Annotated in this window: 16 protein-coding genes; 8 read left to right on the forward strand and 8 right to left on the reverse strand. The window is 63.1% G+C overall.

Annotation, left to right across the window (positions count from 1 at the left end):
- Window positions 1-4: 4 nt before the first annotated feature.
- The 3 genes from EJ072_RS00345 to EJ072_RS00355 all read right to left on the reverse strand — a co-directional run bounded on the left by EJ072_RS00345 (window position 5) and on the right by EJ072_RS00355 (window position 2,172).
- Window positions 5-262, reverse strand: coding sequence for a metal-sensing transcriptional repressor (locus EJ072_RS00345; RefSeq protein WP_040973109.1), 258 nt, complete (start codon window positions 260-262; stop codon window positions 5-7).
- A 108-nt stretch (window positions 263-370) separates the two neighbouring features.
- Window positions 371-1,195 (reverse strand): Ku protein, encoded by an 825-nt coding sequence (locus EJ072_RS00350; RefSeq protein WP_126078089.1) that lies wholly within the window; start codon window positions 1,193-1,195, stop codon window positions 371-373.
- Between the two features lie 74 nt (window positions 1,196-1,269).
- Window positions 1,270-2,172 carry an AraC family transcriptional regulator gene (locus EJ072_RS00355; protein ID WP_126078090.1) on the reverse strand — a complete coding sequence of 301 codons (903 nt, stop codon included), beginning with the start codon at window positions 2,170-2,172 and terminating at the stop codon, window positions 1,270-1,272.
- A 97-nt stretch (window positions 2,173-2,269) separates the two neighbouring features.
- Here EJ072_RS00355 and EJ072_RS00360 point away from each other — a divergent pair, with 97 nt between their 5' ends.
- From EJ072_RS00360 to EJ072_RS00370, 3 genes are all read left to right on the forward strand, one after another.
- Entirely contained in the window at window positions 2,270-3,025 is a 756-nt protein-coding gene (locus EJ072_RS00360; protein ID WP_126078091.1) for an SDR family oxidoreductase, read from the forward strand.
- Between the two features lie 137 nt (window positions 3,026-3,162).
- Window positions 3,163-4,065, forward strand: coding sequence for a GNAT family N-acetyltransferase (locus tag EJ072_RS00365; protein ID WP_126078092.1), 903 nt, complete (start codon window positions 3,163-3,165; stop codon window positions 4,063-4,065).
- Window positions 4,066-4,204: 139 nt separating this feature from the next.
- On the forward strand, window positions 4,205-4,540 hold the full coding sequence (locus EJ072_RS00370) for a hypothetical protein (protein WP_126078093.1): 336 nt from the start codon (window positions 4,205-4,207) through the stop codon (window positions 4,538-4,540).
- A gap of 437 nt (window positions 4,541-4,977) precedes the next feature.
- Here the strand turns inward: EJ072_RS00370 and EJ072_RS00375 are convergent, their stop codons facing one another.
- Complete coding sequence (locus EJ072_RS00375) at window positions 4,978-5,127, reverse strand: hypothetical protein (protein ID WP_108702822.1); 150 nt, start codon at window positions 5,125-5,127, stop codon at window positions 4,978-4,980.
- A 242-nt stretch (window positions 5,128-5,369) separates the two neighbouring features.
- Between EJ072_RS00375 and EJ072_RS00380 the strand changes: the two genes are divergently transcribed.
- From EJ072_RS00380 to EJ072_RS35760, 3 genes are all read left to right on the forward strand, one after another.
- Window positions 5,370-5,552: a hypothetical protein gene (locus EJ072_RS00380; RefSeq protein WP_036258067.1), complete on the forward strand. Its 183-nt coding sequence runs from the start codon at window positions 5,370-5,372 to the stop codon at window positions 5,550-5,552.
- Window positions 5,553-5,613: 61 nt separating this feature from the next.
- Window positions 5,614-5,994 (forward strand): YkvA family protein, encoded by a 381-nt coding sequence (locus EJ072_RS00385; protein ID WP_126078094.1) that lies wholly within the window; start codon window positions 5,614-5,616, stop codon window positions 5,992-5,994.
- A gap of 146 nt (window positions 5,995-6,140) precedes the next feature.
- A complete protein-coding gene (locus EJ072_RS35760) occupies window positions 6,141-6,299 on the forward strand; it encodes a hypothetical protein (RefSeq protein WP_189341655.1) in 159 nt (52 codons plus the stop codon).
- Between the two features lie 29 nt (window positions 6,300-6,328).
- On the opposite strand, the gene EJ072_RS00390 is transcribed toward EJ072_RS35760, so the two are convergent.
- Window positions 6,329-6,481, reverse strand: a complete 153-nt coding sequence (locus EJ072_RS00390; protein ID WP_189343179.1) for a hypothetical protein — start codon at window positions 6,479-6,481, stop codon at window positions 6,329-6,331.
- A gap of 1,130 nt (window positions 6,482-7,611) precedes the next feature.
- Here EJ072_RS00390 and EJ072_RS00395 point away from each other — a divergent pair.
- Together EJ072_RS00395 and EJ072_RS00400 are read left to right on the forward strand one after the other, a co-directional pair.
- Window positions 7,612-9,015 carry a sensor histidine kinase gene (locus tag EJ072_RS00395; RefSeq protein WP_126078096.1) on the forward strand — a complete coding sequence of 468 codons (1,404 nt, stop codon included), beginning with the start codon at window positions 7,612-7,614 and terminating at the stop codon, window positions 9,013-9,015.
- On the forward strand, window positions 9,012-9,656 hold the full coding sequence (locus EJ072_RS00400; RefSeq protein ID WP_126061648.1) for a response regulator transcription factor: 645 nt from the start codon (window positions 9,012-9,014) through the stop codon (window positions 9,654-9,656). The genes EJ072_RS00395 and EJ072_RS00400 overlap by 4 nt, the downstream gene beginning before the upstream one ends.
- Window positions 9,657-9,945: 289 nt before the next feature.
- Here the strand turns inward: EJ072_RS00400 and EJ072_RS00405 are convergent, their stop codons facing one another.
- The 3 genes from EJ072_RS00405 to EJ072_RS00415 form a co-directional block, all read right to left on the reverse strand.
- Entirely contained in the window at window positions 9,946-10,482 is a 537-nt protein-coding gene (locus EJ072_RS00405) for a hypothetical protein (RefSeq protein ID WP_126078097.1), read from the reverse strand.
- Window positions 10,483-10,855: 373 nt separating this feature from the next.
- Window positions 10,856-11,431 (reverse strand): hypothetical protein, encoded by a 576-nt coding sequence (locus EJ072_RS00410; RefSeq protein ID WP_126078098.1) that lies wholly within the window; start codon window positions 11,429-11,431, stop codon window positions 10,856-10,858.
- Window positions 11,432-11,712: 281 nt separating this feature from the next.
- The gene (locus EJ072_RS00415) at window positions 11,713-12,564 is read right to left on the reverse strand and encodes an EamA family transporter (RefSeq protein ID WP_245467137.1); all 852 of its coding nucleotides are present in this window, start codon (window positions 12,562-12,564) and stop codon (window positions 11,713-11,715) included.
- Window positions 12,565-12,897 lie beyond the last annotated feature (333 nt).

Raw genomic sequence — 12,897 nt, forward strand, 5'->3', positions numbered from 1 at the left:
GGCCTCACAGATATTTGGTGAGCTGCTTCAGCTCTTTCAGCGTGTCCCTGGTCGGCTCGCCGCCCTCGACAAGGCAATGTTCCATATGGTCGTGGATCAGCTCGCGCTTGGCGTTGCCGACGGCGCTTTCGACGGCATGGAGCTGTTGCGCGAGGTCAAGGCAGGAACGGCCCTGCTCGAACATGGTGAGCACGGCGGCGAGATGGCCGTGCGCGCGCTTGAGCCGGGCGATGATGTCGGGATGGGAGCTGTGTATTGTCATGCTCTCATCCTATCCCCCAGGGTAGGATACTACAATCAGGCAAAGAGCTACCTCTCGCTGAGTGAGCGGATCCGTCGATCGAGCTTGGGCGATCCTATCAGTCGGCGATCAGGCCGACTTGCGGGCAGGCTTGGTTTTCGAGGGCGCCTTGATGCCTTCCTTGGCGAGACTCTTCCTCAGCACCGAAGCGAGGTCGACGACATTTTCTCTTGGCGGCGGCGCGGCCTTCGGCGGTTTCTTGCCCTTGCGCTTGGCATCGATCATCGCGATCAGCGCATCCTCATAGGTATCCTCGAATTTCGAAGGATCGAACTTCGTCACCTTCTTGTCGATCAAAAGCTCGGCAATCTCGAGCAGATCCTTGTCGTATTTCGGTGACGTCAGGTCTTCGAAAACGCTCTTCTCCGAGACCATCTCGTCGCGGGTGCGCAGTTCGGTGAGCAGCATGCCCTTGCCGAAAGGCTGGATGACGACCTCGCGGCCGCGCTGGTAGAGCACGACGCAGGACCTTGCGGCGACGCGCTTCTTCTTCATCGCCTCGCGCAGCACGCTGAAGGCCTCGAGCGCAGCGCCATCGGCGGGGATGAGGTAATAGGGCTTTTCCAGATAGCGGGTGTCGATCTCGTCAAGGGCGACGAACTCGTCAACCTCCAATGTGTGCGCCGAGGTGAGTTTCAGCTTCTTGATCTCATCCGGCTCGATCTCGATGAAATCATCCTTCTCCGCCTCGAAGCCCTTGGTCTGGTCCTCGGTCTCGACGATATCGCCGGTCTGCTCGTCGACATAGCCGCTTTTCACCGGCAGGCCGTCCTTGCGGTTCAGGATCCTGAAATGAACTTTTCCGGTTTCGCTGGTCGCGCCGACCAGCTTCACGCCACACGAGACCGACCCAACCTTGAGAAAACCCTTCCAGACCGCGCGTGGCGCAACCATGTGCCATTCCTGTTGTCGTTGCGATCAACAGGAACATCTGGCGACCCGCCTGGTTCCGCGCGGCGAAGGCGCCGCTAGTGCGCGGTCGCCCTGGCGTAGCGCCCGGGTGGCTGGCCGACATGGCGGCTGAAGGCGGTGCTGAAGGTGCTGGCCGAGCCATAACCGACACGCTCGGCAACCTCGGCGATATCGGCCTCCCGCCGGCGCAGCAGGTCTTTCGCCAGCGCCATGCGCCAGGCCAAGAGATATTCCATCGGCGGCACGCCGACGCCGCGAACGAAACGGTCGAAGAAGGCGGAGCGCGAAAGCGCGGCCTCCTTCGCCAGCTCGGCGATCGTCCAGGGCCGCGCCGGATCGGCATGCATCCGGCGGATCGCCTCCGCCAGCCGCGCGTCGCCCAGGCCGCGCAGCAGGCCGGCCGGCGCGTCGGACGTCTGCGCCTGCCGAAGGGATTCGACCAGCAGGATCTCGATCAGCCGGGTCAGCACCAGGTCGCGCCCCGAATGCCGGCCCGCCGCCTCCTCGACCAGCAGCTTCACTAGGACCGACAGCCGCTCGACGCCACGGACATGGACCTGAGCGGGCAGCAATGAGACCAGCAGGCCGGAATCCTCGCCGTCGAAAAGGAAGTAGCCGCCAAGCATGCGCAGGTCCGGCGGGCCGTCCTGCTGGCCGTGCCGGACCTCCTCCGTGGCGGCCATGGCAAGGTTGGGATCTATCAGCGTCGGAACGACCGGCTCGAAGCCGGTCATGGTGAAGCCGGGCGTTTTCGGCAGCAGGACGAAATCGCCGGCTTCGAGCGTCAAGGGCGGCTGGCCATCAACCGCCAACAGGCAGGCTCCCTCGATGACGACGGCGAAGCTCGGATGGCCGAAATCCGCGTAGCGGACACCCCAGCGCCCGGCGCCGCTGATGCCCTTGGTGAACACGGCGCGCGGCCTGAGCAAGGCTATGACTTCAGAGAGAGGATCGACCATTTCAGGACTCTTGCAAACAAAATCAGGATCGTCAATCATAGATAGTCCTGACTGCTGCCGGTAACTTGCCGCCGTACAAACCGAACAGCGAGGACCAATGAAAACCATCCTGATCACCGGCGCTTCCTCGGGCTATGGCCTGGAGACGGCGCGCCATTTCCTCTCGAATGGCTGGAACGTCGTCGCGACGATGCGAAACCCGCGCGAGGATGTGCTGCCGCCTTCGCCGGCGCTGCGCATCCTGCCGCTCGACGTGACGGACGACAAAAGCATCGCGGCGGCGGTCGAAGCGGCCGGGCCGATCGACGCATTGGTCAACAATGCCGGCATCGGCGTCGCCGGAGCTTTCGAGGCGACGCCGATGGCGCATATCCGCAAGGTCTTCGAGACCAACACGTTCGGCGTCATGGCGATGACCCAGGCGGTGATCCAGCGGATGCGCGAGCGCCGTTCCGGCGTCATCGTCAATGTGACGTCGAGTGCCACGCTGGCGCCCTTCCCGCTGGCGGCGGCCTATACAGCGAGCAAGCAGGCGATCGAAGGTTTCACCGGCTCGCTGGCGTTGGAGCTCGCGCCCTTCAACGTCCTGGCCAAGCTGGTCGAACCGGGTTACGGGCCGACGACGAGGTTCACCGCCAATACCGGCGTGAATGTCCAGGACCTTATCCCCGAGGCCTATGCCGACTTTGCCAGGGCAGTCTTCGGCAATCTCGCCGATCCGGCGATGGCCGGGGCGCTGACCACCAGGGAAATCGATGTCGCCGAGGGCGTTTGGCGGGCCGTCAACGACACTACCGGCACACTGCGCTTCCCCGCTGGCGCCGACGCAGTCGCCCTAGCGGGGGCGGTCTGACGGGCAGCGTAAGCACCGGGGGCCGATGTGGCCTCCGGTGGAGCTGCGATAGCGCCGATCGTGGCCAAGACGGCAGGCATGGATCGCTGATATGATCGGTGCAACTGCGGCTCGCGCTCTATGGTTGGGGTTGTTCCATGTCGCTCGTTTACAGACCTGCTCGCGCCGATGACCTGGCCGCGACCGATGCAATGGTGGTCGCCAGCATCAACGAGCTTACCGTTCGGCACGGCTTCGGCCCGATGGCGGCGACGAGCCCGCCCAATTTCCAGTTGTTCTCACTCGAGGACGACCCCGACGGCCTGTGGGTGGCGGAAGACCATGGGGACATTGCGGGCTTCGCCTGGAGTTGGGTCTGCGGCGACATCTGGTTTCTCGCCCAGCTTTTCGTCGATCCTGGCCGACAAGGCCACGGCATCGGCAATACGCTGCTGGAGCGAACCATGCAGCACGCCCGCAAATCGGGCGCAGCCCACAGGGCGCTCATCACGTTCACCTTCAACCGTGTCTCGCAGGGCCTCTACATGCGGCACGGCCTGTTTCCCAAAACGCCGATCTACGTTTTCAGCGCCGCGCGCGAACGGGTGACCAAGGCTTTGCCTCAATCGCCATTGCGCGCCGTCGAAATGGACCGCAGCGCCGCGACAATGGAAAAACTCGTCGCAATCGATGCCAGTGCCCTGGGGGTCTCGCGAGAGAAGCACCACCGCTATCTGCGCACCGATGCCGCGACGACAGGTGTCTTGCTCCTCGCCGGCAGTGAGGCGATCGGCTACAGCTACCTTAGCGCCGGCGGGCATATCGGGCCCCTGGCGGTGACGCGGCCCGGTTTTCTTCGCGATGCCTTCGCAACGGCATTGCGGCTGGCGGCAGATCGCTCGGCCGAAAAGGTATCGGCCTTCCTGCCGGGCACATGCGAGAGCGCGCTCAGCCTTGCGGTCGATCAAGGCATGCGCATCACCTTCCCGATGCTGTTGATGGCATCGCCCGGCTATCGCGACTGGACGCAGTATCTGCCGCGAAATCCCGGCTTCATGTGATCGGCGGGCTGCGGGGGCAGGCGGCGCAGAGGCAACCAAACACTTGTTTTCCCGTTATTTCAGCAGCTGTCGGCATCCGTCATATCGTCAGCCAATTGGCTCCCGGCCAACGACCGCGCGGAGCAGAAAGGAGGCCGCAATGGCACGGCCCATTGTTGAAATAGGCGACAGGGTGGCGGTGATCGCCACCGTGGTCGAGCGCACCAACGACCGCGTGACGCTGAGCCTCGACGGCAACGGCCACCGCTATTCGATGGTCGAGCCAAACGCCAAGGCAGGCGACAAGCTGAGGCTGGAGGGCGACGTCGTCCATGTCGACGAGGATCTCGGACGCACGACGGTGCAGGTGCTGGGGCGGGTGACCGTCGACACCGGGTCGGTCGAGATGGTGACGAGACGTTGCGACCTCGACCATATCGGCTCGAACGTGGCTGGCCACCCTCGCCCGCGCACGCAACCGACGCCGCACGGATGAAACCTTCCCGGTGAAACGGCGGCCGCTCCCTGGGCGTTTCCGTACCGACGCTCACCGAATTGTCCTAGTTCCTTAACACAGAAATTTTGACCGGTTGGCTATGTGTGCATTGGCATGCGTTGGCGATTGGCCGAGACGCCTATCGCGGTCGTCATCCACGGGCGGAGCAAGGAGCGAAGCGACGCGCGCAGACCCGAGGATCCATGCCGTGACTTGGGAGCGCCGCAGCGGTCCAGAAATTCTGCACCGTTGCACGCTTCGGTCTAAGTAACGGCATGGATTCTAGGGTCTGCGCGCGTCGCTTCGCTCCTTGCTCCGCCCTAGAATGACGAGGTTCAGGAGCCTTCAGCTCATCGCCAGCGTTTGCGCTGACTACCCCAACGTTGATGGCCTTGCTCGACAAGTCTGCAATCTTTCAAAATCACTGTGTTGAGGAATTAGTGCCGCTTGAAATACTGCACTTCGCGTTCGTGCTTTTCGGCGGCTTCGCGCGACTTGAAGGTGCCGAGATTGCGGCGCTTGCCGGTCCTGGGATCGATCTTGCGCGAATAGAGCCGGTATTCGCCGGTTTTCAGTTTGCGGATCATGGAAACCTCCTGTGCGGGCCATGACTCCAACCCGCCGTGCCTGCCTCGGTTCCGATCACCATGATGCCCGCGCGCGGCCGGCGGCAAAAAACCCTTCTGTCGGTGAACCATTTCACGGACGCAAACGACCCAATGTCGGAATCGACATCGCAACGACACGATTAAGTCGAATTGTTTGTATTCAAATGACTTTCGCGACGTTATGCGGATGTTGCGAGCGTGCCGGATCTGAGGAGGGTGAGATGGTGACGGCGAAGCTTCACGGTGTTGAACTCGTCAGGGGACAGAAGTGGACGGTGCGCGTCACCGCCTACGGCACCACACTCATCTTCCCCTTCGAAGCCGAGCAATATGCGCGTTCCTACGCCGATGGCCAGGCTTTCCGCCTCGGCGTCGAGGTTGTCGAGTTGAAGGACTGCGCCTGAGAGGCCAATCCGGTATTCGTCCGTTGGCCTGAAGGCCCATACGGCCCTATACAATGGGCTCATGTCGGCTCTCGACTCGGCAAAGCAATGGGCGCGCGCCATCAAGCGCGACGTGGTGGCGCTCTGGATTGCGGCCCGTGATTGGCGGGTGCCCTGGTACGCAAAAGCCATCGCGGGCGCCGTCGCGGCCTATGCGCTGAGCCCGATCGATCTCATCCCGGATTTCATCCCGATCATCGGCTATCTGGACGACCTGCTGGTCGTGCCTCTCGGCATCATGCTCGCGGTCAGGTTGGTGCCGCCCGATCTGATGCGTGAATTCCGCGAAGAAGCCGCGCGGCGCGAGAAGCCGGTCAGCAAGGCGGGGCTCGCTTTCATGATCGCGGTCTGGGTTCTGGCGGCGCTGGCGCTCACCTGGCTGTTCTGGCCGAAGCCGGCCTAAAGCGGCGTCGCGATCTTTCAGATTCGCCGATAGCGGTGCACATTCGGCTTGATTAGCGACCCCTTGTATTCGATGCAAATCAGGATCATGCTCAAGGGTGCGCGAAATTACGTGCGCTGCGGGGGGGTCAAAAGGGGTAAGGCGCTATGGAGTTTGCAGTCTGCTACGATCACAGCGGGTTCGATCTGGCGCGGTCGCTCTTCTTCGATCTCACTGCTTTCCTTGCGCTGATGACGCCATGGGCGATCGCGCGGCTGATCGAGATCGCGCGCGAGGATGGCGCGGCCGGATTGCAGCTCGCGTGACGGGCTGAAAGCCCGTTCCTGGGATTGTCCTAGCCCTCGCGGCCGACCTTTCGGATCGACAGGTCGCCGAACAGGACCGAACAGTCGATCTCCTCCTGGAAATGCGCCTGCGGATCGAGCACCAGCCAGGAAGCGTGGGTGCGAAGCTCCTTCAGCCTGGCATTCTTTTCCGCACGCGCCAAGCGCTCCGCCTCGTCTGTTGAGGCCTGAAACGGCTTTTCGGCCTTGTGATGGTGAGGACTCCTCGACATCGCGGCCTAGAACGCGCCCGACCTGCTTTTCGTTCCGCCGCATTGAAATGGCCCACGGCCATTAATTCTTCGGCGCCGCGTTTCGACGACGCACCAGCCTTGAAGCGTTCAGGGAGCGGGGTAGCCCGGCTTGCCTTGGCGGTAAAAGAGTACGGCTCTCTTACAGGCAAGCCGGGCTAAAGCGCCGACCATTGGGTTTCCTTGGGGGGTAGCCGGCGCACGGACACAGTGTCCGTTTCCACCTGCGCCCGCAATTGTCGCTGAGGTCCTATGCGCCGGCGCAATGGTCCGAGCGGCCAGGACCGAAACGTTCCTGCCTGGAATCACCCGGATCCCGGACGCACGAACGCTCAAGCCCGTGTGAGCCGGCTGCCTTTTTGGAGCGTGCTCTTGACGAAATGCTCGGCGTACCGCGCCCATTCGGCTTCCGTGACGTCGTTCTCACGAACAGACTGCCTGAAAGCTTCCCGCAATGCGTCGAGATCAAAGATCGACAGCCGGTGATTTCTCTTATGGTTTTTTGTGCCTACGTCCATACTGCGTTGCCACGAACAGCAAGGTAACGTCTATCGTATAGGCGGCGCGTGTCCGGCCGATCAAGGCCTTGGCCCTGACTTCTTTTGGGGGCAAATGCCGTCGCGACTTCCCGCGTCTTATGCAAGGACAGGGCTGCCCGGCCCTGGGCTGGGGCATCCGACAGACGTCGTTATATATTCATATCCGCAACGCCCGATGACAGGACCGCGCCAGACCGGACGGCGGCGGCGCGGCGCTATGTTCTGCGGGGCATACGTCTTTTGGTCTGGACCTGGGGCCGGATTGGTGGTTGTGTCGGCGCTGAAAGAAGTTCAGGTGGCAGCCGGCCCGCGTCTTCCCCGTCAAACAGGAGCGACGCGGGCATTTGCCATTCGGGGTATGGGCGATCTTGCCGCTTGCGAATCACAGCTGCCCCGCCGGCAAACGGGCCGTCATTAACCTTCCTCATCGGCACGGACCAAGGTCGGTGTCGCAATTGCGTCACCTCGCCTATACTGTCGCGAACGGGTGGGTGAACGGTGCCGATGTTTGGGAGGTATCTGAAGCGGCTTGCACGAATCTGGAGCGGGCTCTCGCTTGCCTGGCAGTTCGTGATCGCGGGCGGCATCGGCCTTCTGGCGGTGATGCTCGTGGTCGGGCTGTGGGTGACATCTCAGATCCGTGACGGCGTCCTGCACAATTCCGCCGCCACCACCGCGCTCTATGTCGACAGCGTGATCGCGCCGCTGCTGCCCGACATGCGCAAGAGCCAGGAGCTGGACGACACCGTCAAACGGGCCCTGGACGAGACGCTCGGCCAGGGGGCGCTCGGGAAAAGACTGGTCTCGTTCAAGCTATGGCGGCGCGACGGCACGATTCTCTATTCGAAGGACGCCGACCTCATCGGCAGGCAGTTCAAGCCCAACGCCAATCTCGTCGCCGCTTTCGCCGGCAATGTCATGGTCAAATACAACTCCAACAGGCTCGAAGACGAGGAAGACGAGAAGGAACGGTCGATGGGGGTGCCGCTGCTCGAGATCTACAACCCGGTGCGCGAACCCTGGTCAGGCGAGGTCGTGGCCGTGTCTGAATTTTACGAATTGTCCGGCGATTTCGAGGAATCGCTGCACTCGGCCCTGTTGTGGAGCTGGCTGGTGGTGGCGGGCGCCACGGCGGCGGCGCTTGCCCTGCTCTCGGGCATCGTTTTCCGGGGCAGCCGCACCATCGTCACCCAGCAGGCGGCGCTCGAGGCCAAGGTCTCGGAATTGCAGGCGGCGCTGGCGCAGAACTCGACGCTGCGGCAGCGCGTTCAGCGCGCCTCGCGCCGCGCCGCCGCCATCAACGAGCGCTATCTGCGGCGCATAGGCGCCGACCTGCATGACGGGCCGGCGCAACTTGTGGCGCTCGCCGCGCTCAGGATGGACAGCCCGGCGCTGGTCGACCCGGCCACGTCGAGCACGCTGCGTGAAGCAGAGATCGCTGGTATCCACAAGACGCTCGGCGAAGCGATGCGCGAGATACGCGGCATCTGCAACGGGCTGGTGCTGCCGCAGATCGAGACCCAGGCCATCGCCGACATCCTGCGCCTGGCGGTGGCCGAGCATGAGCGCCGCACCAGCACCAATGTGTTGCTAACCCTGCCAGAGCGCTTGCCGGAACTGGGCACCTCGGAAAAGATCAGCATCTATCGCTTCGTGCAGGAAGGCCTGAACAACGCCTTCCGGCACGGCAAGGGCAAGGGCCAGCAGGTCAGGGCCACGACGAAAGGCGGCAAGCTTCTCGTCGAGGTCGTGGACACCGGCCCCGGCTTCGACCCGGCCCGAAGCGAGGGACTTGGGCTTGCGGGCCTGAGGGAACGTATCGAAAGCATAGGCGGTCAGTTCGAGACACTGACGGGCCCCGGAGGAACGAGACTGGTGATCACCTTGTCTGTCGAGGAGCAACCGTGAGCACACCCATCCGCATCGCAATAGTCGACGACCATCCCCTGTTTCGCGAGGGCGTTGCGCGCAGCCTCGGCGAGATAGGCGGCTTCGAACTCGTGGGTGAAGGCGCCAGCGCCGAGGACGCCGAAAGGCTGGTGCGCGCCAGCATGCCCGATATCCTTCTGCTCGACATCAGCATGCCGGGCGGCGGCCTCAGCGCGCTTGCCAGCATCCTTTCAGCAATGCCCGAGCAGAAGATCGTGATGCTGACGGTGTCGGAGACCAATGCCGACGTCGCCCAGGCGCTGAAGGCCGGCGCGCGCGGCTATGTGCTGAAAGGCGTCGGCTCCAAGGCGCTGGCCGAGATCCTTCGCGATGTCGCCAACGGCCAGAGCTATGTTTCGCCGAGCCTCTCGGCCAGACTGCTTTCCGACCTTCTGCAGCCCACCGGCAGCAAGCCGGACCCGCTCGCCCAGCTCACCGGCCGCGAAGCCGAGATCCTGAAGCTGGTCGCGGAGGGGCTGAGCAACAAGGAAGTGGCCGCCCGGCTGTCGCTGCAGGAAAAGACGGTCAAGCATCACATGACCAGGGTGCTCGCCAAGCTCAACGTCCGCAACCGCACCGAAGCGGCGCTGCTGATGCATGAGGCGAGGGAGAGGAACTGAGGGGCTGGACGGAGAGTTGGGGAATTGAGGAACTGAAGAATTGAAGAATTGAAGAATTGAAGAATTGAAGAAATAGAGAAGCTGGAGATCGAGGAAGCAAGGACCTGTGACCGATCCCTCTTCCTTCATCTCTTCATCTCTTCATCTGTTCATCTCTTCATTTCTTCAGTTCTTCAGTTTTTCAATCCCAATTCCCCAGTCCCCCGCCCCCAACGCAAATCACCCCCGCCTCAAGGGACGGGGGTGACATGCGAGGGTATCGGAAAAAGGGGGTAGCCTTTCCCGGCCCTCACAAGCTCAGCAGACGATTCAGATCCTCCTCCGTCGCCTGCCGCTCGATGATGGTGCGGCCTTGCGCGTCGGTCATCTCGAAACGGCCGTTCTGGACTTCTTCCTTCATGCCGTTGCGGTGGACGACGGTGATCTTGTTGCCGTCGATCGAGAGCGTGTCGCCGGTTGCCGCGTTGGTATAGCTGCTCTTGCCGCCGGGATTGGCATGGCCCTTTCCGCTGTTGTTGCCTGGTCCCGCATTGGGGTTGCCCCCGCCGGCATTGCTGTTGTCGGAATTGCCGCCGGCGTTGCCGGAATTCGAGCCGCCGGCCGAGCCGGAGTTGGAGCCACCTGCGGAGCCGGAGTTGGAACCGCCGCCGGAACCCGAATTGCCGCCATTGCCATTGCCGCCGCTATTGCCGTTGCCGGCGTAGGCGGCGGACAACAGCTTTGTCACGTTGCCGGGCGCCAGCAGGCAGGGCGCGACCACAACCGCCAGCGCGACAGCGAGGCGCAGCGAGAGGTCGGCTAGCCTTTTGCGGGCGGGTTGGCGCATTCTTTTCCTTCTTGCCAGTTCCACCTCGATTTGCCGAAGGTCCGCTTTCGGCACGGGCACCGCGGAACCGGTCGCTTGACGGAGGCAAGGATCACATTCCTCCGACGCGACGAAAGCGGCCCACGACCCATGCTCCGGCCGATCAGACCATTTCCGCCGCCATGGGTGACCAATGTCGCAACAGCAGCAATCGCCGCAGCTTGAAAAAATTACCCCCGCACGGAGGCGGGGGTAAGGTGAGTAGCCAGATTCCATCGCAAGACGATCAGGACCGCAGAGACGAAGCAAAAGGTGGCAACCTGATTTTGCAGCGCTGACCTTCGGTCCCTTAAGATCTAATCCGGATAAAACCTCGCTCTCACAAACTGTGCTTTCACAAACTGTTCAGGCGATTGAGATCGGCCATGGTGGCCTTGCGGTCGACGATGGTGCGTCCGTATTTGTCTTCCATCCTGAACCGGCCCTTCTCGATCGTCTCCTTCATTCCGTTGCGGTGCGTGACCTGGATGCTGCCGGCGGTGGCCTCGACCTTATCGCCGGTCGCCGCGTTCACGTGGCTGTCGACATCGGCGGCGCTTGCCTGGCTGGCGCTGTTGCTCGAGCTGTTGTTCCCGCTGCTGTTGCCGTTACTGTTGCCGTTTCCGTTTCCGCTGTTTCCGCCGCTATTGCCGTTCCCGCTATTTCCGCCGCTGTTCCCGCTATTTCCGCCGCTGTTCCCGCTATTGCCGCCGCTGTTACCACCACCACTGCCGCCGCTATTGCCGCCGCCGTTCCCGCCGCTGTTACCACCACCATTGCCGCCGCCGTTTCCGCCGCCATTGCCGCCTTTGCCGGCATAGGCCTTGGTCACAACGACACCATCGAGGGAGAGACTGAAAGGCGCGACAACAAGCGCCAACGCAGTCAGCGCTTGCAAGACCAGCCTGCAGCCCCTGCGCGTTAAGCGCATCCCGCTCTCCCCACGCCAGCCCTTCAGCCCGTCGGCCGAACTACCCCACCGGCAATGTCGCAGCATAAGCATCCCCAATCAGCCCATGATTAGGAAGTGGCCCACGACCCTTGTCTTGTCCACTCGGACTTATTGCTATTTTTGATAGGACCTAAGTCTTATTTCAACCACCGGATGTGGTCGGAAATTGCCGCGCGCGCATCGATTTCTCCAAGCCGGGCAACGCTTTGGAGCGCGTCGCTCAGAAATGGATTCTGGTGCGCATGACGGCTTCCGTGGAGTCAGGCCGGCGAAGGCGCGGGCCGCCGCGCTGCGACCGCCGTGCCGAAGGCGGCGGCAATGACGGCGGCGATGCCGGCGCATTGCAGAAGGTTGAGCTTCTCTGCCAGAAACAGGAAGCCGGTCAGCGCGGCGCCCGCCGGCTCCAGGCATACAAGCATGCCGTAGACCCTGGCCGGCATGCGGGCCAGCACCAGCATTTCCAGGTAGAAGGGCAGCGCGCTGGAGAACAGGCCGACCACGGCCGCGCCGGCCATGACGTGCGGGTCGGCGAGATGGGCTTCAGCGGCGCTGAAGCCGAAAGGCAGCGCCAGCACCGCGGCGATCGCCATGCCATAGGCGGAGGTGCGCGCACCGAGCTCGGCGCCGGCCTTCTGTGCGAAGATGATGTAGAGCCCCCAGCAGGCGCCGGCCGCCAGCGCCAGCGCCACGCCCAGCGGATCGAGCCCGCGGCTGATCCCGGCGAAAGGCGACAGCAGCGCGATGCCGGCTATCGCCAGCCCCACCCAGACAAGGTCAAGCAGGCGCCTTGAGCCGAGGGTCGCAACGAACAGCGGCCCGGTGAATTCGAGCGCCACGCAGATACCCAGCGGAATGCGCTGGAGCGCGGCATAAAACAGCAGGTTCATGGCGCAGACGGTGATGCCGTAGGCGGCGAGCCAGGGCAGGTTCCTCCGCGAGGGCAGCACCTTCCATGGCCTCAGCACCGCGGCCAGCATCAGCGCGCCGATGGCAAGCCTCAGCATGGTCGTGCCCTCCGGCCCCAGCACCGGGAACAGGCCCTTGGCAAAGGCGGCGCCGATCTGCACCGACAGCATCGAGCCAAGCAGGCCGAACACGGGCACAGCGCCCATTTGCGCCTGCGGTTTTGCAATCGGCGTCGACGTCACTTGCTCTCCGTCCCCTGCCTTGGTCGGGACCGGAGATAAGGCCTTTGCGGCGCCGCCGTCGTGAGGCAGCGGGCAGTGGATGATGGGACAAGGCGGCCTCTTCCTCGGGCGGCAGGCCCGCTGCACCGCACAATAGCTTGAAATTCAAGATGTTTCCGCGGACTCTTCTGTAGAATTTGGCGCCGCGATCGAGCCCTTCTTTCAATATTGCCACCATACCCGCTGCGGTTGCAAGGATAACTCTCCGACATCCATCGCGATTGATACTTTCTGCAGATCAGACCAACTGCCCATGAC

It is taken from the genome of Mesorhizobium sp. M2A.F.Ca.ET.046.03.2.1 (genome assembly GCF_003952425.1).
Classification (GTDB): domain Bacteria; phylum Pseudomonadota; class Alphaproteobacteria; order Rhizobiales; family Rhizobiaceae; genus Mesorhizobium.